The sequence below is a fragment of the Sphingomonas sp. EU05-FHT14C10 genome (assembly GCF_058790595.1).
The window spans coordinates 38565-61336 of the sequence record NZ_JBYTEN010000014.1; the positions used below are offsets into that span (position 1 = coordinate 38565).

A 22772-nucleotide genomic window follows, 5' to 3' on the forward strand; every position below is an offset into this window, starting at 1 on the left:
ACGGGTCTGCGCGATTATTGGCGAGCCAACAGGAGCATGTTCATGGCGACGGCGCGAATCTACCAGCGGATCAAGAATGCGATGCAGTCGGGCCGCGCGCGGACCGATCAGTGGCTGCTCGAATATGAAGCTGCCGATCCGCAGCTTCCCGATCCGCTCACCGGCTGGGCAGGCTCGGCCGACACGCGCCGGCAGCTCCGCCTGACCTTCCCGTCGCTCGAGGCCGCCACCGCCTATGCCGAGCGCGAGGGGATCGCCTATCATGTCGTCCCCGCGCCGCAGCGGACGCTGAAGCTGCAGGCCTACGCGGATAATTTCCGGTAAGTCTGATCCAGCGAAGCTGGATCGAGCGCGGCGTCGCATCCACGCCAGTGGATCGGACTCCAAACGTCGATTTATTGCGCGGGCCGCAGGCTCGCCGACTGGATTTGCCAGCGAAGCTGATCGGGCGTCGCGCCCGGCACGTCGTTGACGCGGCGGAGCGTGTAGCTGCCCGCGAAGCGCTGCTGTCCGCCATTGTTGAGCGTCGCGGCGATCGTGACCGGAATGGTGACGAAGCTCGATCCCGCCGCCCCGTCCGGCGCGCCGGGTTGGCCGAGCGTCACGCTGGTCGTGCGCGTTTCCGCGAAACCCTTGGCGAAGGCATCATAGCTTTTGCCGCTCGCCGCGCCGTCATTGCTCCACTGCGCATAGGCGGTGCCATAGTCGCGTGCGGCAAGCGCCCGATAATATAGCTGGATCACATTGCCTGCGGCCGCGACGCTGGCGGCAGCAGGGCCGCAGCCGGCGGGGCGATCGGACCCGTTGCCGATCAGCGCACAGGATCGCGCAATCTCTTCCTCGATCATCGCGCAGCTATTGGCGACGTTGCACGGCGGATGCGTAGCGGGCGAGACCTGGACGCACAGGTCCGCGCGCTTCTGCGCCGCCGCCCGGCCTATCTCGGCCGAACAGGCGAGGGGGCCGGTGGGCGTGGCGGCCTCGGCGGTCTCGACGATAGTGGGGAGCGCGCTCGCGACGTTGGATTCGGGCGTTGAGGCGTTGCTTCCCGCCGCCGCGCTTGCATTGCCGCCGCCATCCTGATTGCTGCCACAGCCGGCGAGGATGAGCGAGAACGCGACACACGGGATATGCAGCGAACGGGGCCGGGCCATCGTCAATCCTCCTCCAATGCCCGCCGTCATAGCGGTTCAGGCGCGTGGGAGCGAGAGGCGGCCGGGCAGTATCTGTTCGGGCGTGACACCGTCGATCGCGGGGAAGGGCGCGCCGGTGATGATAGCCGCCGCGATCGCGGCCATGGCCGGCGCGGTCTGCAACCCATAACCGCCTTGTCCCGCGAGCCAGAAGAGGCCCGGCGCGTCGGGCGCGAACCCGGCCACCGGCACGCGGTCGGCGCTGAAGGTCCTCAGTCCCGCCCAGCGATGCGGGATGCTGCGTGGCGGATCGATCGTCGTCCATTCGCTCAGCCGGTGCGCGGCGAGTGCGATGTCATAATCGTCGGGGCTGGCATCGCCCGGCTCGTCGGGTACTTCGTCGACCGGCGAGATAAGCAGGCGCCCGCCCTCGGGCATCAGGTAGAATTCATCGACCACGCTCTTGAGGAAGGGCCAGCCCGTCATGTCGGCGCCCGCCGGCGGATCGACGACGATGATCGTCCGGCGCAGCGGCGTGAGGCCAAGGGTTGCGATGCCTGCCAACGCCGCGACGCGATCAGCCCACGCTCCGGCGGCGTTGACGAGGATGGGCGCGGTGAAGCTGCGTCCGTCCTCGAGCGTGACCTGCCAGGCGTTGCCCTTGCGCGCGATGGCCGAGACGCGTGCGCGCGTCTCGATCCGTCCCCCGGCGGCGCGGAGCGCGCGGGCATGACCCTGGAGCAGTGCATCGCCGTCGAGCTTCAGCCCGTCATGATCGGCGAAGCCGGCGACTACCTTGCCGTCGGCCGTCCGCGCGACCGGGCAAAGCGCGGCGATGCCCGCCGGATCGAGCCGCTCGACCCCGGAAGACAGCCCGCGCGTGATCGCCTCAAGCTGGTCGAGCGCGTCGAGGCTGGTGTCGTCGGCAACGAACAAGGCGGGCATGCGGCGGCTCAGTTGGCCGAAGCCTTCGGGCGGATCGATGAAGAAGGCGCGGCTGTGCCGCGTCAGCGCGCGCACGGCATCGTTGCCGATGCCGAAATGCGAGAAGGTCACGCTCCGCCCTGAGCTGTGATGGCCGGGGGCGTCTTCCGCCTCGAGCAGCAGGATGTCGGCCTCGCGCGCGAGCGTGGAGGCAAGCGACAACCCGGCGATCCCGCCGCCGAGGATCAGGATATCGGCATCGGCCATGGTGCGATCAGGCTGGTTTGCGGCGCACGGGCACGGGGACGTTGCAGATATCCGCGCCGCCCGCGGGCACGTTGAAGAAGGCATCGCGCCGGTTGGCGCGCGCCTCGGCATAGGCGGCGAAGCTGGCGCTGTCGGTCGCCAGATATTGCCAGCGCGGGATCGCCAGCCCTTCGGTGCCGCGGCGGACCGCGGCGATGGCGACGCGTTGCTCGGGCTTGTCGTAGAAACCGAGCTGGGCGGTGCCGCGCGGCAGCGCGCTCAGCGCCTCGATGCCGTCGATCACGCGTCCCACGGCGGCGATGTTGCGTTCCAGATGGCGCGGGCCATGCCCGATCACGGCATAGAGTTCGCTGCCATTGCCGGTATCGGGCGCGAGATCGCGGCCGACGCCGACCATCGCATAGCAATGAGGTAGCCAGGCCTGCTTGCCGTCGGTTGCGACGGGCCAGCCCCCGGCATGCCCTGTCTGCCTGGCATAAGCGTCGGGATAGCCGAGCGGGCGGAAGCCGATGCCGGCAAGCGGACGGCTATATTCAGCGGGCGGCTTCGCGACCACGCCGGCGGGCAGCGCCTTCGTGCTCTCAGCATCGCCCCATTGGACGACGTAATTGTCCTGCACCCGGTTGATGCTGGTCCCGTCCCAGAAATGCGCGGTGGCCAGCGCCTCGATATTGGCGACATGGACGGGCGCCCAGCCGGGGGCGAGCTGGATCGTCACCGCCTTGCCCGAGCCAAGGGTGAGGACGATCAGGTCCGCAGGATCGATGTCGCGCCAGTCGCCCGCAGGCGCAGCGGCGACGATCTCGGCGGGCGAACGGGCGGCGGGAGCGCCGGCGGCGGACTGGTGCGCCGCAGCTTGCAGGGCGAGGGCGATGAGCATCGACATGCGCGCCGGTGTGGCACGCGGCGCGATCAAGCGGAAGGGGCGACTTGCCCCCGCCGCCGACACCGACTAGGGAGCCGCCTTCCAGGACTATGCGGAGCGGTGGCCGAGTGGTCGAAGGCGCTCGCCTGGAAAGTGAGTATACGGCAAAACCGTATCGAGGGTTCGAATCCCTCCCGCTCCGCCAGTCCTTCGTAATTAAGTCAAATTTTCCAGCGTATTGCGAGATTGCTGGCGCTATGACCCCACCAGATACCCCACACTTTCTTGTGTCAGCGGTAATGCGGTAGCAGGCCATTGAGCCTAGGGTCAGAACCCACTGATCAGAGCCAGAAGATGACGGTTGCGGCGAGGGCGATGGCAGAGAAGAAGGCGGTTGGGCATCGGTCGTATCGGATTGCGACCCGTCGCCAGTCCTTGCGGCGACCGAACATGATTTCAATGCGGTTGCGGCGTTTGTAGCGGCGTTTGTCGTATTTGACGGTCTTGTTCCGGGATTTTCGGCCCGGGATGCAGGGGGTGATGCCCTTTTCCTGCAAGGCGTCCCTGAACCAGTCGGCATCATAGCCCCGATCGGCGAGCAGCCATTGGGCTTTGGGAAGCTCGTCCAACAGGGCGGCGGCACCGATATAATCGCTGACCTGCCCTGCGGTCATGAAGAAGCTGAGCGGGCGACCGTTCGCATCCGTCAAGGCATGAAGCTTGGTGTTCATGCGGCCTTTCGTCCGCCCGATCAGGCGGCCATAATCCCCTTTTTTACCCGCAGGCTCGATGCCGTGCGGTGGGCTTTCAAATAGGTCGCGTCGATCATCACCGTCTTGCGCTCCGAAGCCTGGGGCGCTGCCAGACCTTCCATCATCCGCAGGAACACGCCCTTGTCACCCCACCGCCTCCAACGGTTGTACAGCGTCCCTTCGACAAGCTCAGGACAGGCTTGTGCGGCCCATAGTCCTTCGGTGCATCGCGCCAGCACAACCCGTTGCGATCGACGAAGATGATCCCGCTCAGCACCCGGCGATCGTCAACCCGCGGCTTGCCGTGGCTCTTCGGAAAATACGGCTCGAACAGCGCCATCTGCTCGTCCGTCAGCCAATACAGGTCACTTAATTCCAGTCTCCTCTCGGAGCCTGAATCACACAAACCCAATCATATCAATGGGTCCTGACCCTAGCGCAGCGGGCGTTGCACAACGGCAGTTACGCAGACTTCTCAGATACGCCAGCGCACAAAAATTGCCGAATAAATCCCGCTGTATAAAATATGGACAAGTAAGTATTCTGCTCAAATTCAATTCTGTCATCGATTGACGTCCACCACCGTCCGCCCGCGAATGGCGCCCGACAGAATCTTGGGCGCCAGCGCGATGGCATCGGCGAGACCGACTTCCTCGGTCATCCGGTCGAGCTTCGCCGGATCCAGATCGCGCGCCAGCCGCGCCCAGGCCTCCTCGCGCGCAGCGATCGGCTGCATCACACTGTCGACCCCGGCCAGCGTCACGTTGCGCAGGATGAAGGGGTAAAGCGTTGCCGGCAGGTCGACGCCCTGCGCCAGCCCGGTCGCCGCGACGATGCCGCCATAGCGCAGCGAGGCGACGACGTTGACCAGCGTGTGGCTGCCCGCCGTATCGATCGCCGCGGCCCAGCGATCGCTCTGCATCGGTGGGCCCGCTTCGGCCAGCGTCGCGCGGTCGATGATCTCGGCCGCACCCAGCGCCTTCAGGTAATCGGCCTCCTGCGGCCGGCCGGTCGAGGCGATCACGCGGTAGCCGAGCTTGCCGAGCAGCGCGATCGCCACGCTGCCGACGCCCCCGCTTGCCCCCGTCACCAATACCTCGCCCGACGCGGGCGTGATGCCGTGTTTTTCCAGGCGAAGGACGCACAGCATGGCCGTGTAGCCCGCCGTGCCGATCGCCATGGCCTGCCGCGAGGTGAAGCGTTCGGGCAGCGGCACCAGCCATTCGCTCTTTACGCGCGCGCGCTGCGCCAGCCCGCCCCAGTGCCGCTCGCCAAGCCCCCAGCCGTTGATGACGACGCGGTCGCCAGGCGACCAGCGCCGGTCGTCGCTGCTTTCGACCACGCCGGCGAAGTCGATGCCCGGCACCATAGGATAAGATTGCACGAGCGGAACCGCGCCGCTGATCAGCAGCCCGTCCTTGAAGTTGAAGGTCGAATATTCGACGCGCACCGTCACGTCGCCTGCGGGCAGCTGCGCGTCGTCGACGTCCGCCAGCCGCGCCGATTGTCCGGCGTCGTTCTTTTCGAGGAGGATCGCCTTGAACATCACTGGTCCTTTGATTGGGAGGCGGCTGCATCGGCGGCGGGCGAGCGAAGCATGATCAGGCCCCAGGGGATGAGCATGCCGGTGCTTGCCTTGTAGGCCGCCCATCCGGGGTGACGGGAAAGCGCATGATCCTTCTGGTACATGCGCGGCAGGAAGGTGGAGACGGTCGCATAGGCGACGATCGCCCACGCGGCCCAATGCGCGGCGAGCAGCGCATAGGACGAATAGATCATGATCTCGCCGAGATAATTGGGGTTGCGCGTATAGGCGTAGAGTCCGCCGGTGAAGAGTCCCTGCCGATATTTGAGCGTGAAGTGGCGCTGCCCGTCGGCGGCGATCATGGTGACGACGCCCAGCGTGTGGAGCGCGATCGCGGCGGCGAGCAGCGGCCCGGACGGCTCGACATGCCGCGACAGGAACAACCAGGGGATCAGCCAGTACCAGGCGATCAGCATCGCATACATGTTGACCGCACCCCACCAGGCGGTGGTGCGATCGAGCTGGTGATCGCGGAAGCCCAGATCCTTGATCATCCAGCAATAGCCATAGCTGCCGTGGAGCGCGAGATAGACCCAGGCTGCGGTCGAGAAGTTACCCGTCGCCACCATCATCGCGTAGATGATGAAGACGGTGACGATCTTGTGGAAATCGACAGCGTAGGCGACCTTGATGCGCGGGCTGCCCTTGGCCTCGAAGATCAGCTGGCTCTGCACGCGCAGCATGAATGCCGCCCAGCCCGGTACCGGCTGCCGCCCGGCCGCGCCATTCTCGATCGATGTGGTCACCACCTGCCTTCTCCTCCGGATCAGCCGATTTCGTGGACGCGGTAGGTGACGCCGCCGACGCCTGTGTGCCCGACGCCCACCGCGCAGACCGCGTTGAGCCAGGCATAAGCCGGGCTCGCGGTCTCGAACGTCACCAGCGTGCGAAAATAATAAAGCGCCGGATCGACCGGCTCGGCGCGGCCGACATCGAGGACCGCCGGCAGGATATCCGGCGGCGCAACGAGACGGCCGACATAGGTGACGAGGACCAGCGCGTCGTCATCGGTCCGGATCGTCGCGCGCACGTCGACCGCGATCGATCCGTCGGGTCTGATGCGCGCCCAGTCGGCCCCCACCGGCAGGAAGCGCCCGTTGATCCGTTCCCCTTTCACCGTCCCGTCTGCGATGGGGAAGATGGCGCGATGTCCCTCCGGCCCCGGCCCGATCTCGATCGGCGGGGCAAGGCTGACGAAGGCATCATAGAGATGCCGCGACGTGAGCGCGCTCATGCCGCCGTATACCCGCCATCGACGATCAGCGCGCTGCCCGTCATGTAGCTCGCGGCATCGCTTGCCAGGAACAGGATCGGCCCGGCAATCTCCTCCGGCGTCGCAAGGCGGCGCATCGGAATATGGGCGATGATCTCGGCCGTGAAGGCCGCCCCTTCCGCTTCCGGCATCCCGCCGATGGCGTTGGTGACGAGCGGCGTGTCGGTATAGCCGGGGTGGATCGAATTGACGCGGATCGGATAGCCGCTGTTCGCGCAGTGGAGCGCGGCATTGATCGTCAGCAGCTTCACCGCGCCCTTGGAGGCATTATAGGCCGCCAGCCGCGGCTCCCCGACATTGCCCGCGATCGACGCGACGTTGACGATCGCGCCGCCCCGCGCCTTCATCACGGCGATCGCCGCCTGCGTGCCGAGGAAGACGCTCTCGACATTGACGGTATAGGTGATGCGCCAGTCGTCGAGGCTCTGTTCCTCGATCGTCCCGATCCGGCCGATGCCGGCATTGTTGATCAATATGTCGACGCCGCCATGGCGCGCCGATACATCGGCCATCAGCCGGGGCCATGCGGCGGCGTCGGTCACGTCCTGCCGCAGGCCCTCGATCCTCAGCCCGCGATCGGCGAGCGGCTTCACCAGATCCGCCAGTTCGCTGTCCAGCAGGTCGGTCGCGATCACCGTCGCCCCCGCCTCGGCGAAGGCGGCGGCGGTCGCGCGGCCGATACCGCGCGCCGCGCCGGTGACGATGGCGACCTTGTTCTTCAGTCCCGTCATCTCGTCCTCTCCCCTGCTCAGAACCGGAAGGTCACTTCACCGCCAAAGGTGCGCGGCGTGCCACGGTTCAGATAGTCGAGGCCGAACACGTTGATGTTGAGGCCGTAGGTATAATAGAATTTGTTCGTGATGTTCTTGCCCCACACGCTCGCCGACCAACGCGACGTGTTATAGGTGAGCCGGCCGTTGAACAGCCAATATCCGGGATTGCCGCAGGCAATCGACGACCCCGCCTGCAGGATATTGAAGCCCGGCGCGGGCTGATCGCACGGCGTCTGGCCATAATTCTTGAACGGGTCGAAATAATATTTGCCCATGTAGGACGTATCGCCACGCAGCGTCAGCTTGCCATGGTCGGTATGCAGCACATCCCAGTCGAACCCCGCCGAGAAGGTGATCTTGGGCGCGTTGGGGAAAGGATTGCCGTTGATCGGCAGCGTGGCGCTGCTCGGATTGGTCGGATTGATCGTATTGCCGGTATATTTCGTGTTGAGCAGGCCGAGCGAGGAATCGAGGCGCAGCGAGTCCAGCGCCTGCACCGCCAGTTCCGCCTCGGCGCCGTACAGCCGGCCGTTGCCGCTGCGCGTGAAGGTCGTCGCGCCGATCACCTGGGTGAACTGCTGGTTCTTGTAATCATAGTAGAAGCCGGCGAGGTTCAGCTGCACGCGCTTGTCGAACAGCCGCATCTTCAGGCCACCTTCATAGGCGTTCACCGTCTCGGGCTGGATATAATAGACCTGATTGAGCCCCTGATAGGCCAGCCCGTTGAAGCTGCCGCTGCGATAGCCGCGGCTGTAGTTCACATAGCCCATGATCTCGGGCGTGAACTTGTAGCTGACATTAGCGCGACCGGTGAGGCGGTTCGCCGATTCCGACTGGTTCACCGCCGGCGCATTGGGATCATAGGGGAAGGTGTAGGGAATGGTGCTGGCGACGATGTTCTTGCCCGCGAGGTCGAGCAGCGTCGTGCGGCCGTTCAGATATTTGACCTTGTCCCATGTGTAGCGCAACCCGATGCTGACCGTCAGCTTGTCGGTCAGGTCATAGCTGGCATCACCGTAGATGGCCTTCGATGGCCGCTTGATTGTGTAATATTGATCGGCGAGGATCGGGCTGAACGGTGGCGCGCCGGCAGCGCGACATGCCGCCGAAACTGCCCCGCCGAAGCCGCCGCCGCCCGAATTGTTGAGCGCGATGTCGGTCTGCAGCGCGACGAGCGAACGCGCATCGAGGAAGCCGTTGGGATTGACGACGACCGGCGCGCAGAAGCCCGGATCGGTCGGCTGCAGCGTCGGGTTGAGCGCGAAGGCAGGCAGGATGCCGATCGAATCCGGCGTCGCGATCGCGGCATTGTTGTAGCTGCCGGGCAGGCCTGCACCCAGCAGCAGCGGGCGGAGGACGCCGAAGAAATCGGGCTGGTTGTGCGTCTTCACCCGATCGACGCCGTAGTAGAAGCCGCCGACGACATTCAGCTTGTCGCTCTTGAAGGTCAGCCGCAGATCCTGGTTGAAGTTCATGCTCTTCGACAGATAGCGGATCGCGCACAGATCGTTGGGCGAACCATCGCAATCGAACGGCGCGTTGCGATAGGTGCCGACATCGTAGCCGGTGATCGATGTCAGGTTGAACTGATCGTTGATGTCATATTTGATCGTCAGCGCCGTGCCCTTGGAAGACGAAAAATAGCGCCCGGTGGTGTCGGAGGCGACTTCGTTGCGGCCGAGCGCCGTTCCGCCGTTGGACGCCGGATCGAAGCGCGAATAGCCAAGCGCGTCGGCGCGCCCGGCAAGCTGGCCTTCGGCATAGGCCGTCGGCGCCAGCGGATTGTCGCGCGCGCCATAGACCTTCAACGAAATGTCGAGATCCGAATTCGGCCGCCAGCGCAGCGTCGCGCGCCCGGCATAATTGTTGGTCGTGCCGACATGGCGCTGCTGCGTGGGGTTGTACATCCAGCCTCCGCCCTTGCCGAAGGTGCCGGCGACGCGGATGCCGAGCTGGTCGGGGACGAGCGTCGCTTCCACGGCGCCTTCGCCCGACTTGGTGTTGTAGTTGGCATAGCCGAGCGTCAGGTAGCCGGTGAGCGGATCCTGCAGGCTCGGTCCCTTGGTGAAGATGCTGATCGCACCGCCGGTGGTGTTGCGCCCGTAGAGCGTGCCCTGCGGTCCGCGCAGCACCTCGATCCGGTCGAGATCGTAGAGCTGCTGGCCGTGGCTGGCGCGGAAGCTCTGATAGACTTCGTCGACATAGACGCCGATGGGCGACGCCGTGGACGCGGAGAATTCATTGGCAACGGAAACGCCGCGCAGCGAGAAGTTGGGCTGCGTCTTGCCGTAGGGCGACGTGACCTGGAGGCTGGGCAGCGTGCCCATCAGGCTCGACGTATCGGTGATGCCGCGCGCTTCCAGCTCTTCGCTGCTGATCGCCGAGACGGCGACCGGCACGTCCTGCAGATTCTGCGAACGCTTCTGCGCGGTGACGACGATGTCGCCGAGCTGCGGGCCTCCCGACGCATCGGCCGCCGGCGTCGCTTCCTGGGCGAACAGCGGCGCACCGCTCAGCGCCATCAGCGATGCTGCGCAAAGCAGAACCGCCCGTTCCATCTTGATCCCTCCCATGATCCTCTCCTTCCTTGTTTTTTGCGCGCGACCCTCCCTTCCGCCGGGCGGCTTGCGCCCGGCGGCCGGAGCCTTTGCGTCACTTTTCTCCGTCGCCCCTTGCGTGGGGCGTGAAGCTCAAATCTCCTGTGCTTCCCAGCTGTGGTAGCCATGCTCGGCCCACACGTTCAGAATGTTGCGCGCGCCGATCGCCTTTGTCGGCGACTGGAAGCCTGCCGCGAGCAGCTGGCCACGCAGGATGCGGCGGCATGCCTCGGCGGCGAGCAGGCCCGTCTGGATATAAGGCGAATTGCCGCGCAGCACGGCGCGCACGCCGGTGGTGTTGCCGCGGCCGATGCAAGAGATGATCGATCGATTGACGTCGGGATCCTCGCGTCCCGGCTCGACCGTGGTCATCTCGCCGCCCAGCCTGTTGCAGACCAGCTCCTGCTCATCGTCTGGCAGGTGGCGATAATTCTTCTCGAAATCCTCGAGCGTCTTGATGACGGCGTCGAACATCAGCGGATTGCGGAAAGCGACCATCGTCATGCAGTTGCGCACGCGCGCATCGCCTTCGTACCACACAGGCTCGCCCCCGCCCGACCAGGGCAGCGCGCGGAACAGGCGGTGCGCATCGGGCACGGTCACCTGATAAGCAGTCGCCATCGGCCACAGCGCCAGCGCGCGGTTCTCGATATAATATTGCGGGCGCGTGCACATGCGCAGGAACGACTTGGTGGAAGCGACGCTGGTCGCCGAATCCGCCAGATAGAGAATGTCCAGCGAGTCGATGCCCGGCGTCTCGAGCGCGATCTCCGCCGCAATATTGCCCGCCGCCCACATGTATGACGTGGCCGGCGCGACGAGCAGGCCCTTGGCGGCGTAGCGCGCGCCATATTCGTCGCGTAGAATGCGCATCCAGTCGGCTTCGCCTGTCGTGTCGAGATAATGGCATCCGGCCGCCAGCGCGGCTTCGGCGACAGGCTGGCCAAGCTGGGTGAACGGGCCGGCGACGTTGTAGACGATCTTGGCCCCGGTGAAGAGCCTGGTCAGGGCATCGACATCATGATCGACGGCGCGGCATTCATAGGCGGCGCCCTTCAGCTCGGGCACCAGCGCCATCTGCTCTTCCAACCGCGCCAGGCTGCGCCCGGCCGCGATGAAGGGGATGCCCATCTCCGCCAGATGCCAGGCGATCAGCTTACCCGTATATCCGCTCGCCCCGTAAATGATCACTGGTGCAGTCATCTGCTTCTCCCTTAGAATCTTATCTTTAGCGGCCCGGCGGGGCCGAACAGCCGAGCGTCGCCTGCCTGCAGCATTGCGACAAGATGCCTGTCGATCGGCTTCTCCGACGCGGTCTTGGGAATCTCGTCGACGATCTGGATGATCGAGGGCATCGCCGTCGATCCCAGCCGGTCGCGGCAGCGCGCGAAGACGCTGGGCGGGTCGATGCCATTCGGGGTCGGCACGATCGCCGCGACCACTTCGCGCTCGCCCGGCGCATTGTCGGCGGTGGCCGCGCCATAGACGTAGACGTCGGCAACGCCGTCCATCGCCGCGACCTCGGTCTCGATCTGGCCGGGGTTCACGAAGTCGCCGTTGCGGCGGATCGCCGATCCGTCGCGATGCGAGAAGAACAGCCAGCCGTCCGCGTCCTTGTAGCCGATGTCGCCGGTGCGGAACCAGCCGCCGCGCGTCTTGGCCGCCGACGCCTCGGGGTTGCGCCAATATTGCACGGCGGGAACGCTGCCTTTCTCAGGGCGGAAGCAAATCTCGCCGAGCATCGAGGCAGCCAGCTCATTGTCGTCGGCGTCGAGGATCGCGCAGATCCAGCCCGCCGGCGGCTTGCCGACCGAGCCCACCGGCCCGGTATCGGGCGGGTTGAGCGAAAGCCCACCTTCCGCCGCGCCATAGAATTCGCAGATACGCACGCCGTAGCGCGCCTCGAAATCGCGCCACATGCTGGCGGGCATCCCCGCGCTCAGGATCATGCGGACGCCGTGCCCGCGATCGTGCGGCGCCGGCGGCTCGGCGAAGATCGCAACCGTCATCCCACCGAGCAGGTTGAAATAGGTACAGCCATAACGCGCCACGATGTCCCACAGGCGCGACTTGGAGAAGCGGCGGCTGATCACCAGCGGCAACCCCATCGACAAGGCGTTGCCGAGCGTCACCAGCTGCGCATTGGCATGGGTGAGCGACAGGCCCGTGTAGAGCTTGTCGTCGTCGCGCATCCCGATCAGCGGGCCATAGCCGGCAACGGTCGCGAAGCGCGCATAAGGCGCCAGCATTGCCTTGGGATCGCCTGTGGTGCCCGAGGTGAAGAGGAACTGCATCGGCCGTTCGAGATCGGGGCCGGACCAGGCGGGAGGCGCCCCAGCGGCGGCCAGCGCATCGGCATAGCGGCTGATGCGCAGGCTGCGGACCGCCGCAGGTTCGGCTTCGCCCAGCACCCACAGCCATTCGAGCGTCGGCGCGGCGTCCGCTACCTCGGCGAGCGCGGGCAGCGCATCCGGGCTGACCACGGCACCACGTGCTTCGGTGAAGCGCAGCATATAGATCAGCCGCTCGCCCCGCGTGCGCGGGTCGATCGGCACGAACACCGTAGACGCCAGTTCCGATCCGATCATCGCTTCGACGAATTCGGGGTCGTTGGGCATCAACAGCGCGAAGCTGTCTCCCACAGCCATGCCCTCGGCCGCGAGCGCAGCGGCGAAACGATCGCCACGGTCGCGCAATTGTCGATAGCTGCGCGTTGTTTCCATCAACGCCCCGTCGCGGCCGATATCGACGAAAGTGAAGGTCGGCGCGTCGGGATCGCGCGCGCAACCGGCTTCGACCAGCGCGACCGGCGTCCGATCGAGGGGGTTGGGGGAGGGCACTGTCATATGGCCAGCACCGTCATGGCAACCGCCGCCGCGTCACGCCCCAGGAAGCCGCCGCCATTCTCTGCGACCGCCAGCCGCGCGCCGGCCACCTGCCGGTTGCCGGCGCGACCGCGAAGCTGGGTCGTCAGTTCATAAATCTGCGCCAGCCCGGTCGCGCCGATGGGATGCCCCTTGCGCACCAGCCCGCCCGAAGGATTGACCGGCACGCGCCCGCCCAGCTCGGTCGCGCCGCTGTCGAGCAGCACAGGCCCGTCGCCCGGCGCGCACAGGCCAAGCGCCTCGTAGCAGATGAGCTCCGCAGGCGAGGTCGCATCGTGAAGCTCGACGCAGTCGATGTCGCGCGGGTCGATCCCCGCCAGCTCATAGGCGCGCTGCGCGGCCCATGCGGTGATGCCGGGTTCTCCGGGCGCGGGCTCGAACGCGCTGGCGACCAGCGAGCTCAGCACCTTCACCGGCGCCGCGATCCCGCGTTCGCGCGCGAAGCGTGGCGACACGATCACCGCCGCCGCCGCGCCGTCGCCGAGCGGCGAGCACATCGGCAGGGTGAGCGGCGCCGAGATCATCGGCGCGGCAAGCACCGCCGCCTCGTCGATCACGTCGGTGAACTGGGCGAGCGGATTGAGGTGACCGTGACGGCTGTTCTTGGCGGAGACGCGCGCGAAATGCGCAGCCGTCGCGCCGGTTCGCGCGCAATAGTCGCGGGCCATGCGCGCATAGATGTCCATGAACAGCGAGCGTTGGCGCCCTTCGTTCTCCTCGGCGGGTTGCCCTTCCGCGACATAGGTCAGCAGTTCGTCGGCATGCTCCACGTCGATGGCGCCGGTGAAGACCGCAAAGCTCTTCGCCTTGTCGAGGTGAAACAGCTTCTCGACCCCGAAGGCGAGGACGACGTCATGCACACCCAGCGTCACCATCGTGCACGCCTGCTGGAATGCGGTAGACGCAGTGGCGCAGGCATTTTCGACATTGATCACGGGAATGCGGCCGATATCCATGCCGCGCAGGATCGCCTGCCCGGCGATCAGCGTCTGGCCGGTGACGAGCGGCGCAGCCGCCGTCCCCGCCCACGCGGCCTCGATCTCGTGCGCCTCGACCCCGGCATCGGCCAGCGCCGCGCCGATCGCCTCATGCGCCAGGCTGGACAGGCTTCTGTCCAGATGCTTGCCGAAGCGCGTCATGCCGACCCCGGCGATGATGGCATCCTGCTTCATTTCGTCTCCCCCGGCGATTGCGCCGGCCGCAGCTTTCCTCCGCCCGGATCGCGTCCGGACGCCGTTTCAACCCTGACGATGGTCCGCCGTCCCTAGAGCGCGTGCAGCCGCTCGGGATCGGCGAGCATCACGCCCCCCTTGATCGCGATGATCTCATTGCAACCGTCCTCGATCAGCGACGCGCGAGCGTCCCGGAACAATTTCTCGACCGGATATTCGCGCGTCAGCCCATTGCCGCCGAACATCTGGATCGCGTCGCTCGTCACCTCCAGCGCATGCTGGGTGGATGTCGTCTTGGAGAACATCGCCGCCTGCAGCGCGGGGACCGGCGCGCCCATGTTGAACGCCGTGACGCGGCGTGCAAGCGCACGCGATGCCTCGACCTTGCGCGCCATGTGGAACAGGCGGCGCTGGACATCCTGATGGCGGATGATCGGCACCCCGCCCTGCTTGCGTTCCTGCGCATAGTCGAGCGCCAGCTCATAGGCGGCGCGCGCGCAGCCGACGAAGGTCGACCCCATCAATGCATTGGCCTCAGAATGGATGGCGTAGACGCCCTTGCGATAATCCTCGGGCGCGACGAGCAGATGATCGATGTCGACGGTGACGTCGTTGAAGAAGATTTCGCCCTGCGGCAGCGCGCGCTGGCCGATCTTCTCCAGCGGCTTGCCGCGCGTCACCCCGGGTGCGTCGAGCGGCACGACGACCACCGCACCGCGCGCGGGATCGAAGCCGCCTTCGGTCTCCGCCGCGCAATAGAGGATGCACAGTCCGGCGACCGGCCCGTTGGAGACCCAGGCTGACTTCTGTCCGTTGATCACAACCTTGCCGTCGCTGATCTTCGCGATGCAATTGGGGCGATTGGGCTTGCCGGCGGCGTGCGCCGCGTGACGGCCTGGATCGATGGAGTCACTTCCGCGATCCGGCTCGGTGATCCCCCAGCAGCCGAGCAGCGTCTCGGGATAGGTGCGCTGCACAAAATCATTGCCGAAGCGCATCGCCATATAATGCGGCAGCAGTCCCGCGCCGGCCGAGATGGCGAGCCCGGAATCGCCCCAGCCCATCTCCTCGAACAGCACGCTGAAGGCGTAGGGCATTTCCTCGGGCGAGAAGGAGGCGAGCGTCGCCATGTCGATGCCGAGATCGATGAAGCCCTGCCGGAACTCCCAGAAGCGCGAACCGCCGTCGACCACCTGCTCGGCGGTGAGCCGATCGAGCTCGGTGCCGATGGGGCGCATCACCTTCTGCGCGAAGCCGTGGAGCGACTGCTGAAGCTCGCCGACGATTCCCGGCAGCGGCGGTTCCGCACCAAGCTGGCCAAGCGTCACGTGCGGATCGGAATCCCACAAGGCGAAGGGCAGGGGACCATCCACGGGAGTCGAGGATATGTTGCCGAGGGAAGTCTGCTCGTTCACGCCATCCATCTCCTGTCGCCCCGTCTTTTGGTGATCGGGTACAGTGTCAATTGAGCAGACGCCAAGTCACTATGGAATGTCGCTATCCGCCAAGTTTTTGACTTTTCCCGCCACGCATGCTCGACTGGCGCCATGAAGCTCGAATTCATTTCCTCGATGCGCCTGCCCAATCAGAGCGTGCGGTTGATGGCCGCCATGCTGTTGGAATCGGGGATGGATCCCGCACCTCTCCTCCGCGTGGCGGGGATCGATCCGGTGCTGGCGGGGGATCCGCAGGGCGAGGTCTCGGGATTGCAAGAATTGCACTTCCAGGAACAATTTGCGCTGGCGACGAAGGACCAGCCCGAAATCTGGTTCCGCATCGGGCTGCGTTATCGGTTGATGACCTATGGTCCCCTGGGGCTCGCCGTATTGTCGGCAGGGACGATCCACGAAGGGCTGAAAGTGCTCGTCGCCTTCCAGGCGCTCACTTACTCGCTGCTGCAATATCGGCTGACCGAGGAAGCCGGTGAATTGACCGCGATGGAAGCGGACGACTCGCTGATCGATCCTGCGCTGCGCGACTTCTGCCTCGTCCGCGCGCTCGGATCGGCGACGATGTTCCTGCGCGACATGCGCCAGCCCTTCCCGCTGCAGGCGATCGAGACGCGCCTGTCGTCGCGTTTCGAGACGATGGACTACAGCGCGGCGCTGGGCGTGCCCGTGCGCTTCGGCGCGCCCGTCTCGCGCTGGCTGTTCGCACCGGGTGCGGGGGAGATGGCGCTGCCGATGGCGAGTCCGCTGCTCGAGCAAACATACCAGCAGCTTTGCGAACGCCTGATCCGCGAAGCGCAGATCAGCGACGACATGGTGGGCGGCCTCTATGCCATGCTGGTCCGCTCGAACCGCAAATTCCCTTCGGCGGCGGAGGCCGCCGCCCAGCTCTCAGTGTCCGAACGAACGCTCAACCGCCGGCTCGCGCAGCAGGGATTGAGCTTCGGCAACGTGCTCGACCAGGTTCGCCAGCAACGCGCCACCTATCTGCTCGACCGCTCCAACCTGTCGATCGAGTCGATCGGCGAGATGCTCGGCTTTGCCGAAACCGCCAGCTTCTCGCGTGCCTTCAAGCGCTGGACCGGCCTGTCGCCCATGACTTACCGCCAGCGTCCGCGCTGAGGCGACCTGCTTCAGTCGTGGAAGGGCGAAACGGTCTCGATCCGGCCATGCAGGAACGCATCGGCGACGAGGCGGAGCGGGGCTATGTCGACGTCGCTCCGGCGTGCGGCGATCAGCGCCATGAAATGCGCATAGAGGCCCGGATATTCCCGGTCCTCGCCGCTCAGGGTTTCGCCGGGCAGCGTAAGCGCTGCGCCTCCCCGCGATAGTGCAAGCATGCCATTGTCGGTCGCAACCTCGATATCCCAGCTTTGCGGGCCGGTCTGCCGCCAGTCGAGGTCCATCGTGATGGGCGCGCTGTTGCTGTCGCTGAATTGCAGTTCGGCAGCGATCGGAGCTTCGCGATTGGCCGGCATCTTGAGCAGCGCGCCGGTCAGGAAGAAAGGCGAGGGCAGGATATGCGTCGCGATCGACAGGGCGTTGATCCCCGGATCGAAGACGCCGAGCCCGCCGGGCTGCCAGATCCACGCCTGGCCCGGGTGCCATACGCGGACATCCTCGCGCCAGACGATCGAGACGCGCTTCACCTCGCGGTCGGACAGCCAGTCGCGGGCGCGGGCGACGCCTGCCGCGTGGCGCGAATGCCAGCTTGCGAACAGCGAGACGCCACTGGCCGACGCCAGCCGTTCGAGTGCTGCGACCTCTGACAGCGTCGCGCCGGGCGGCTTCTCGAGGAGGACGTGGAGTCCGCGTGCGATCGCGGCGGCCGCAAGGCCGTAGCGAACCTGCGGCGGCGTGCACAGCGCGACCGCGTCGATCGCGGCGCCCGAAGCGAGCAATTCGTCGAGGCTGCGGAAATGCGACACGCCATCGACGCCTGAGTCATGCGGACTGACCGTCGCGGCGAGCGCGAAGGCGGGATTGGCGGCGATCGCTGGGAGGTGCTGGTCGCGCGCGATCTTGCCCATGCCGACGACCGCGATGCGGATCGGACTGGCGGTCATAGCTGCTGGGTTATCACGGTGACATCAGCATTTTGCGCGAGGGGATTGCGCAGGGGGAGCGTGAAGGGTTTCGATTCGATCTCGAAACGATCGCCTGGCTGCGTGCGGATTCCGTCGCTGAACGACAGGGTGGCGGTGCCGAAGAAGTGGACATGAATGTCGCCGGGGGTGCGAAACAGCGGATATTTGAAGTGATGATGCTCGAGATTGGCGAGGCTGTGCGACATGTTCGCCTCGCCCGACAGGAAAGGCTTTTCCCAGATCGTCGCGCCGTCGCGGACGATGCGGCTGGTGCCCCGTACATCCTGCGGCGGGGGACCGACGAGGATTTCGGGGCCGAGCGAGGCCTGCCTGAGCTTGGAATGGGCAAGCCAGAGATAATTGTGCCGCTCGGTGACATGATCGCTGAACTCGTTGGCGAGCGCGAGGCCGAGGCGATATGGCGCGCCGTCCGGCCCGATGAGATAGATGCCCGCAAGCTCCGGCTCCTCGCCGCCATCCTGCGCGAAAGCGGGCATGCTGAGCGGCGCTTCCGGCCCGACGAGCTGCGAGCCATCGCCCTTGTAGAACCATTCGGGCTGCTGCCCGGCCTGGCCGGGTGCCGGCTTCCCCCCTTCGACGCCTTCGAGGAACATCCGCATCGAATCGGTCTGGTGCGCAGCGGCCGCGGCATCGCGGTGCATCTTGTCGCGTCCCTCGGCCGAGCCGAGATGGGTCAGCCCCGTGCCGGTCATGATGAGATGCGCGGGATCCGGGTGATCGATCGGGGCGATCAGGCGGCCGGCCTCGAGCGCGGCAGGGAGATCGACATCGCCTTCGACGCCAGCCGCTTCAACGGTCTCGGCGAGCGTGCGTCCACTCCCGATCGCCGCGAGCGCGAGCGCGCGCGTATCGGCGAAACCGACGACGAAGCCCGCCCGATCGTCGCGCGCGGCGATCACACGCCGTGCGCCGTCACCGGCGCGATATTGCAGAAGTCGGAACGCCATTCTTCGCTCTCCATACCCAAAGCGGCCTTTTGGGGCCTATTAGTCCGACATATTCATCTGTAAAGACGAAGGCAATCGTGCGTTGCCTGCGCGCGACGCGCTGTTAAGACTGCACCATCGGACAAGGGGCAAGTAGGAGACGCAAGGGGATGCCGTCGCAGCGGAAGGACGCATCGATTCCGCCTGGTTTGCTGGATGACGGATTGACGAAGGCGCCCCGCGGCTCGGGACGCCGGCTGCGCGGCGCGGTCGCCCATTATCTGGGCACCGCGATCGTTTCGGGGCGCATCGCGCCCGGCGAGCGGCTGACCGGCGAAGTGGCCAATTCGGAGGCGCTCGACGTATCGCGGAGCGCCTATCGCGAGGCGGTGCAGGTGCTGACCGCCAAGGGGCTGGTCGAAAGCCGGCCCAAGGCCGGCACCCGCGTACTGCCCCGGACGCGCTGGAACCTGCTTGATCCCACCGTGCTCGCCTGGGCGTTCGCGGGCGAGCCCAATGTCGATTTCATCCGGGATCTGTTCGAGCTGCGCGCGATCGTCGAGCCGGCGGCGGCGCGGCTGGCCGCCGAGCGCCGCGACAAGGACGACATCAAGGCGCTGAAGGATGCGCTCGCCAAGATGCGCCGGCACACGCTGGCGACCGAGGCGGGGCGCGCGGCCGATCGCGATTTCCATGAGGCGCTGCTCAACGCTACGCGCAACGAGGCGGTGGTGACGCTGAGCGCGAGCATCGGCGCGGCAGTGAGCTGGACGACGCAGTTCAAGCAGCGGCTGCGCGCCCTGCCGCGCGACGCCGTGCCGGACCATGCCCGCGTCTGTGATGCGATCGTGGCCGGCGACCCCGATGCGGCCAGCACCGCCATGCGCGCGCTGATCGACCTGGCGCTCGAGGACACGCGCGCCGCCCTTACGCCGCAGGGCTGATCGCCTCCGGGCTTGCTCCTCCGTTTGTAGTCAGAGTATTGGGGGGGCAATCGCGACGCCGCCGGCCATAGCAAGCGGCGGGCGCATGAGCTTATGGGGAGGAGACTAGAATGAGGATGAGCTGGCCGCATGCGTTTTCGGCATTCCTGATGATCGTCTCCACGACGGCGCCGACGGGCGCCCATGCCGCAGGGGCGCGGCGTGCGCCGTTCGGCGCCTTGCCCGACGGGCGCGCCGTGGAAGCGGTCACGCTGACCAATGCCAGCGGCATGAGCGTCACGCTGATCAGCTATGGCGCGATCATCCAGGCGCTGTCGGTGCCCGACCGCGCGGGCAAAGTGGCCGACGTGACGCTCGGCTATAAGGATATGAAGGGCTATATCGAAGCGCCCAACTATTTCGGCGCGACGGTGGGGCGCTATGCCAACCGCATCAAGGGCGGGCATTTCACGATCGACGGGACGAATTACACGCTCGCGCTCAACAACAAGACCAACGCGCTGCACGGCGGCGTGCAGGGCTTCGACAAGCGGCTGTGGAGCGTCGAGCGGGTGAGCGGCGGCGCGCAGGCGAGCGGCGGCGCGCAGGCGAGCGTCACCTTCACCTATGTCAGTGCCGACGGCGAGGAAGGCTATCCCGGTGCGCTGAACGTGACGGCGACCTACAGCCTCAACGACAGGAACGAGCTTTCGGTCGACTATAAGGCGACCACGAGCAAGCCGACGATCGTCAACATCACCAATCACAGCTTCTTCAACCTGGCGGGCGAAGCGGCCGGGCATGATGTCTATGACCATAGGCTGACGATCCCCGCCGAGACCACGACGCCCGTCGACGCCACGCTGATCCCGACCGGCGAATTTCGCGCGGTGGCGGGGACGCCCTTCGATTTCCGCCGACCGACCGCCATCGGCGCGCGCATCCGCGACGCGCGCGATCCGCAGATCGTCTTCGGGCAGGGCTATGACGAGAATTTCGTGATCGCCCGGACCGTGAGCGACACGCCGCGCCTGCAGGCGCGCGTCGAGGACCCCAGGAGCGGCCGGGTGATGGAGATCCTCTCCAACCAGCCGGGCGTGCAGTTCTACACCGGCAATTTCCTCGACGGCAGTGCCGTCGGCAAATCGGGACTTGCCTATCGGCAGGGCGACGGGCTGGCGCTCGAGCCCCAGCTTTTCCCCGACACGCCCAACCAGCCCGCCTTCGGATCGGCGCGCCTCGATCCGGGCCAGACCTATCGCAACATCATCATCTACCGCTTCTCGACAGCGGCCTCCGCAGGCGCCGACAATGACTGACAAGACCGACATGCCTAACACCAAGCTCCGTTCGCGCGCCTGGTTCGACAATCCCGACAATATCGACATGACCGCGCTTTATCTGGAGCGCTATCTGAACTTCGGCCTCAGCCTCGAGGAACTGCAGTCGGGCAAGCCGATCATCGGCATCGCCCAGACGGGCAGCGATCTTTCGCCCTGCAACCGCCATCATCTGGTGCTGGCCGAGCGCATCCGCGAAGGCATTCGCGAGGCCGGGGGCATCGCGATCGAATTTCCGGTCCACCCGATCCAGGAGACGGGCAAGCGCCCGACCGCCGGGCTCGACCGCAATCTTGCCTATCTTGGGCTGGTCGAGGCGCTTTACGGCTATCCGATCGACGGGGTGGTGCTGACCACCGGCTGCGACAAGACGACGCCGGCCTGCCTGATGGCTGCGGCGACGGTGAACATCCCGGCGATCGCCCTGTCGGTCGGCCCGATGCTCAACGGCTGGCACAAGGGCGAGCGCACCGGATCGGGGACGATCGTGTGGAAGGCGCGCGAGATGCTGGCGGCGGGCGAGATCGACGCCGCGCAGTTCATCAAGCTGGTCGCGAGCTCTGCACCGTCCACCGGCTATTGCAACACGATGGGCACGGCGACGACGATGAACAGCCTGGCCGAGGCGCTGGGCATGATGCTGCCCGGATCGGCGGCGATCCCCGCGCCTTATCGCGACCGGCAGGAGGCAGCCTATCATAGCGGCCGCCGCATCGTCGAAATGGTGGCCGAGGATCTGAAGCCTTCGGATATCCTGACGATCGACGCCTTCCACAATGCGATCGTCGTCAACTCGGCGATCGGCGGATCGACCAACGCGCCGATCCACCTCGCCGCCCTTGCGCGCCATGTCGGCGTCGACCTGCCGCTCAAGGATTGGGAGACGGTGGGGCACAAGGTGCCGCTGCTCGTCAATCTCCAGCCGGCGGGCGAATATCTGGGCGAGGATTATTATCACGCGGGCGGCGTGCCGGCGGTGGTCGCGCAGCTGATCGGCGAAGGGCTGATCCGCGAGCAGGCGATGACGGTCAACGGCCGGACGATCGGCGCGAATTGCCGCGACGCCCAGATCGAGGACGAGAAGGTGATCCGGCGCTTCGACGCGCCGCTGAAGGAGGAGGCGGGCTTCCTCGTGCTGTCGGGCAATCTGTTCGACGCCGCGATCATGAAGACCAGCGTGATCTCCGAGGAGTTCCGCGCGCGCTACCTGTCCAACCCGCAGGACCCCGATGCGTTCGAGGGGCCGGCGGTCGTCTTCGACGGGCCGGAGGATTATCATCACCGCATCGACGATCCGGCGCTCGGCATCACGCCCGCGACCCTGCTGTTCATGCGTGGCGCGGGGCCGATCGGCTATCCTGGCGCGGCCGAAGTGGTGAACATGCGGCCGCCGGCCTATCTGATCACCGAGGGCGTGCATGCGCTGCCCTGCATCGGCGACGGGCGCCAGTCGGGCACGTCGGGGTCGCCGTCGATCCTCAACGCCTCGCCCGAGGCGGCGGCGGGGGGCGGTCTGGCATTGCTCGAGACGGGCGACCGGGTGCGCATCGACCTGAGGCGCGGGACCGTGGACGTGCTGATCGCGGACGGCGAGCTGGCGGCGCGGCGGCGGACGCTGGAAGCCGCGGGCGGCTATCGCTATCCGCCGTCGCAGACGCCCTGGCAGGAAATGCAGCGCGCGGTCGTCGGGCAGATGGAGACGGGCGCGATCCTCGAAGGCGCGGAGAAATATCAGCGCATCGCGCAGACGATGGGCGTGCCGCGCGATAATCATTGAACTGGACTAGGTGCGGCTCCGGCC

At 66.3% G+C, this 22772-nt stretch carries 19 protein-coding genes, 1 tRNA gene and 2 pseudogenes; 6 read left to right on the plus strand and 16 right to left on the minus strand.

The genetic code is table 11. From position 1 onward, the window contains the following. Nucleotides 1-42: 42 nt before the first annotated feature. Complete coding sequence (locus AC3WT0_RS13850) at nt 43-324, plus strand: ETC complex I subunit (protein ID WP_492753985.1); 282 nt, start codon at nt 43-45, stop codon at nt 322-324. A gap of 71 nt (nt 325-395) precedes the next feature. On the opposite strand, the gene AC3WT0_RS13855 is transcribed toward AC3WT0_RS13850, so the two are convergent. The 3 genes from AC3WT0_RS13855 to AC3WT0_RS13865 are packed head-to-tail and all read right to left on the minus strand — an operon-like array spanning nt 396 to nt 3210. After that, entirely contained in the window at nt 396-1154 is a 759-nt protein-coding gene (locus tag AC3WT0_RS13855) for a hypothetical protein (RefSeq protein WP_492753986.1), read from the minus strand. Nucleotides 1155-1190: 36 nt separating this feature from the next. After that, on the minus strand, nt 1191-2324 hold the full coding sequence (locus AC3WT0_RS13860) for an NAD(P)/FAD-dependent oxidoreductase (protein ID WP_492753987.1): 1134 nt from the start codon (nt 2322-2324) through the stop codon (nt 1191-1193). A gap of 7 nt (nt 2325-2331) precedes the next feature. After that, a complete protein-coding gene (locus tag AC3WT0_RS13865) occupies nt 2332-3210 on the minus strand; it encodes a peptidylprolyl isomerase (RefSeq protein WP_492753988.1) in 879 nt (292 codons plus the stop codon). A gap of 93 nt (nt 3211-3303) precedes the next feature. On the opposite strand from AC3WT0_RS13865, the gene AC3WT0_RS13870 reads away from it, so the two are divergent. Beyond that, nucleotides 3304-3394: transfer RNA gene (locus AC3WT0_RS13870), tRNA-Ser, on the plus strand. Between the two features lie 136 nt (nt 3395-3530). On the opposite strand, the pseudogene AC3WT0_RS13875 reads toward AC3WT0_RS13870, so the two are convergent. The 11 genes and pseudogenes from AC3WT0_RS13875 to AC3WT0_RS13925 all read right to left on the minus strand — a co-directional run bounded on the left by AC3WT0_RS13875 (nt 3531) and on the right by AC3WT0_RS13925 (nt 15641). Next, nucleotides 3531-4281 (minus strand): annotated as a pseudogene (locus AC3WT0_RS13875) (IS5 family transposase). Between the two features lie 222 nt (nt 4282-4503). Further along, on the minus strand, nt 4504-5487 hold the full coding sequence (acuI, locus tag AC3WT0_RS13880) for an acrylyl-CoA reductase (NADPH) (RefSeq protein WP_492753989.1): 984 nt from the start codon (nt 5485-5487) through the stop codon (nt 4504-4506). Continuing rightward, on the minus strand, nt 5487-6275 hold the full coding sequence (locus AC3WT0_RS13885) for a DUF1295 domain-containing protein (RefSeq protein ID WP_492753990.1): 789 nt from the start codon (nt 6273-6275) through the stop codon (nt 5487-5489). The genes acuI and AC3WT0_RS13885 overlap by 1 nt, the downstream gene beginning before the upstream one ends. A gap of 17 nt (nt 6276-6292) precedes the next feature. Next, nucleotides 6293-6760, minus strand: coding sequence for a DUF3237 domain-containing protein (locus AC3WT0_RS13890; protein WP_492753991.1), 468 nt, complete (start codon nt 6758-6760; stop codon nt 6293-6295). Next, a complete protein-coding gene (locus AC3WT0_RS13895; RefSeq protein ID WP_492753992.1) occupies nt 6757-7530 on the minus strand; it encodes an SDR family NAD(P)-dependent oxidoreductase in 774 nt (257 codons plus the stop codon). The genes AC3WT0_RS13890 and AC3WT0_RS13895 overlap by 4 nt, the downstream gene beginning before the upstream one ends. A gap of 17 nt (nt 7531-7547) precedes the next feature. Next, nucleotides 7548-10145, minus strand: a complete 2598-nt coding sequence (locus AC3WT0_RS13900; RefSeq protein ID WP_492753993.1) for a TonB-dependent receptor — start codon at nt 10143-10145, stop codon at nt 7548-7550. A 117-nt stretch (nt 10146-10262) separates the two neighbouring features. Next, nucleotides 10263-11372 (minus strand): saccharopine dehydrogenase family protein, encoded by a 1110-nt coding sequence (locus AC3WT0_RS13905; RefSeq protein WP_492753994.1) that lies wholly within the window; start codon nt 11370-11372, stop codon nt 10263-10265. An 11-nt stretch (nt 11373-11383) separates the two neighbouring features. Next, nucleotides 11384-11911: an AMP-binding enzyme gene (locus tag AC3WT0_RS13910; RefSeq protein ID WP_492754046.1), complete on the minus strand. Its 528-nt coding sequence runs from the start codon at nt 11909-11911 to the stop codon at nt 11384-11386. Next, nucleotides 11900-13015 (minus strand): annotated as a pseudogene (locus AC3WT0_RS13915) (AMP-binding protein); the annotation flags it as partial. The pseudogene AC3WT0_RS13915 and the gene AC3WT0_RS13910, both read right to left, overlap by 12 nt. Continuing rightward, nucleotides 13012-14226 (minus strand): thiolase C-terminal domain-containing protein, encoded by a 1215-nt coding sequence (locus AC3WT0_RS13920; protein WP_492753995.1) that lies wholly within the window; start codon nt 14224-14226, stop codon nt 13012-13014. The pseudogene AC3WT0_RS13915 and the gene AC3WT0_RS13920, both read right to left, overlap by 4 nt. Before the next feature lie 92 nt (nt 14227-14318). Further along, entirely contained in the window at nt 14319-15641 is a 1323-nt protein-coding gene (locus AC3WT0_RS13925; protein ID WP_492753996.1) for an acyl-CoA dehydrogenase family protein, read from the minus strand. Nucleotides 15642-15773: 132 nt separating this feature from the next. On the opposite strand from AC3WT0_RS13925, the gene AC3WT0_RS13930 reads away from it, so the two are divergent. Next, entirely contained in the window at nt 15774-16796 is a 1023-nt protein-coding gene (locus AC3WT0_RS13930; protein ID WP_492753997.1) for an AraC family transcriptional regulator, read from the plus strand. An 11-nt stretch (nt 16797-16807) separates the two neighbouring features. Here the strand turns inward: AC3WT0_RS13930 and AC3WT0_RS13935 are convergent, their stop codons facing one another. Beyond that, a complete protein-coding gene (locus AC3WT0_RS13935; protein ID WP_492753998.1) occupies nt 16808-17740 on the minus strand; it encodes a Gfo/Idh/MocA family protein in 933 nt (310 codons plus the stop codon). After that, nucleotides 17737-18729 carry an AraD1 family protein gene (gene araD1 / locus AC3WT0_RS13940; protein WP_492753999.1) on the minus strand — a complete coding sequence of 331 codons (993 nt, stop codon included), beginning with the start codon at nt 18727-18729 and terminating at the stop codon, nt 17737-17739. Before araD1 ends, AC3WT0_RS13935 begins: the two co-directional genes overlap by 4 nt. Before the next feature lie 149 nt (nt 18730-18878). Here araD1 and AC3WT0_RS13945 point away from each other — a divergent pair, with 149 nt between their 5' ends. From AC3WT0_RS13945 to AC3WT0_RS13955, 3 genes are all read left to right on the plus strand, one after another. Further along, on the plus strand, nt 18879-19652 hold the full coding sequence (locus AC3WT0_RS13945; RefSeq protein ID WP_492754000.1) for a FadR/GntR family transcriptional regulator: 774 nt from the start codon (nt 18879-18881) through the stop codon (nt 19650-19652). Nucleotides 19653-19768: 116 nt separating this feature from the next. Further along, nucleotides 19769-20950, plus strand: a complete 1182-nt coding sequence (locus AC3WT0_RS13950) for an aldose epimerase family protein (RefSeq protein ID WP_492754001.1) — start codon at nt 19769-19771, stop codon at nt 20948-20950. After that, on the plus strand, nt 20943-22748 hold the full coding sequence (locus AC3WT0_RS13955) for an IlvD/Edd family dehydratase (protein ID WP_492754002.1): 1806 nt from the start codon (nt 20943-20945) through the stop codon (nt 22746-22748). The genes AC3WT0_RS13950 and AC3WT0_RS13955 overlap by 8 nt, the downstream gene beginning before the upstream one ends. The last annotated feature ends 24 nt before the right edge of the window (nt 22749-22772 follow it).

Bases quoted from the DNA above. Each gene is read 5' to 3' on its own strand.
- AC3WT0_RS13920 (WP_492753995.1), bottom strand. From the start codon at position 14,226: ATGAAGCAGGATGCCATCATCGCCGGGGTCGGCATGACGCGCTTCGGC.
- AC3WT0_RS13910 (WP_492754046.1), bottom strand. From the start codon at position 11,911: ATGCTCGGCGAGATTTGCTTCCGCCCTGAGAAAGGCAGCGTTCCCGCC.
- AC3WT0_RS13950 (WP_492754001.1), top strand. From the start codon at position 19,769: ATGAGCTGGCCGCATGCGTTTTCGGCATTCCTGATGATCGTCTCCACG.
- AC3WT0_RS13905 (WP_492753994.1), bottom strand. From the start codon at position 11,372: ATGACTGCACCAGTGATCATTTACGGGGCGAGCGGATATACGGGTAAG.
- AC3WT0_RS13850 (WP_492753985.1), top strand. From the start codon at position 43: ATGGCGACGGCGCGAATCTACCAGCGGATCAAGAATGCGATGCAGTCG.
- AC3WT0_RS13860 (WP_492753987.1), bottom strand. From the start codon at position 2,324: ATGGCCGATGCCGATATCCTGATCCTCGGCGGCGGGATCGCCGGGTTG.
- AC3WT0_RS13895 (WP_492753992.1), bottom strand. From the start codon at position 7,530: ATGACGGGACTGAAGAACAAGGTCGCCATCGTCACCGGCGCGGCGCGC.
- AC3WT0_RS13900 (WP_492753993.1), bottom strand. From the start codon at position 10,145: ATGGGAGGGATCAAGATGGAACGGGCGGTTCTGCTTTGCGCAGCATCG.
- AC3WT0_RS13865 (WP_492753988.1), bottom strand. From the start codon at position 3,210: ATGTCGATGCTCATCGCCCTCGCCCTGCAAGCTGCGGCGCACCAGTCC.
- AC3WT0_RS13935 (WP_492753998.1), bottom strand. From the start codon at position 17,740: ATGACCGCCAGTCCGATCCGCATCGCGGTCGTCGGCATGGGCAAGATC.
- AC3WT0_RS13955 (WP_492754002.1), top strand. From the start codon at position 20,943: ATGACTGACAAGACCGACATGCCTAACACCAAGCTCCGTTCGCGCGCC.
- AC3WT0_RS13930 (WP_492753997.1), top strand. From the start codon at position 15,774: ATGAAGCTCGAATTCATTTCCTCGATGCGCCTGCCCAATCAGAGCGTG.
- acuI (WP_492753989.1), bottom strand. From the start codon at position 5,487: ATGTTCAAGGCGATCCTCCTCGAAAAGAACGACGCCGGACAATCGGCG.
- AC3WT0_RS13855 (WP_492753986.1), bottom strand. From the start codon at position 1,154: ATGGCCCGGCCCCGTTCGCTGCATATCCCGTGTGTCGCGTTCTCGCTC.
- AC3WT0_RS13890 (WP_492753991.1), bottom strand. From the start codon at position 6,760: ATGAGCGCGCTCACGTCGCGGCATCTCTATGATGCCTTCGTCAGCCTT.
- AC3WT0_RS13945 (WP_492754000.1), top strand. From the start codon at position 18,879: ATGCCGTCGCAGCGGAAGGACGCATCGATTCCGCCTGGTTTGCTGGAT.
- araD1 (WP_492753999.1), bottom strand. From the start codon at position 18,729: ATGGCGTTCCGACTTCTGCAATATCGCGCCGGTGACGGCGCACGGCGT.